This is a genomic window from Arcobacter sp. CECT 8989, assembly GCF_004116715.1.
Taxonomy (GTDB): Bacteria; Campylobacterota; Campylobacteria; order Campylobacterales; family Arcobacteraceae; genus Halarcobacter.
In genome coordinates this window covers 1-406 of the sequence record NZ_PDKE01000106.1, presented here as the reverse complement: position 1 = coordinate 406, position 406 = coordinate 1, and the positions used below count along the sequence as shown (strand labels likewise).

Genomic DNA, 406 nt, shown 5'->3' with positions numbered 1-406 from the left:
ATTTATAGTCTTACAAAGAATGAGAAAACCTTTTTTGGTTTTAATTATTACTTATACAATAGCTATTGTAGGTTTTCTTATAATTGAAGGGGTTGACAATAATGGCAACCCTTATCAAATGACTATATTTGATGCTTTTTATTTTGTAACTTACACAGCTACAACTATTGGTTTTGGTGAAACTCCTTATGAGTTTACATATGCCCAAAGAATTTGGGCAACTGCTTCTATTTATATAACTGTTTTAGGATGGTTTTATGCAATTGGTACTTTAGTGTCTTTACTTCAAGATAAACTATTTATTAGAGGAATAAAAAGAACAAGATTTAAAAGACAAGTAAAAGGAATAAAAGAGAAATTCATTATTATCTTAGGCTATAATCAAATTACACATGAAGTTGTAAAT

Annotated in this window: 1 protein-coding gene; it reads left to right on the top strand. The window is 27.3% G+C overall.

Annotation, left to right across the window (positions count from 1 at the left end):
- The coding region (locus tag CRV02_RS14625; RefSeq protein ID WP_258239339.1) for an ion channel at positions 1-406 on the top strand (406 nt) is incomplete at both ends.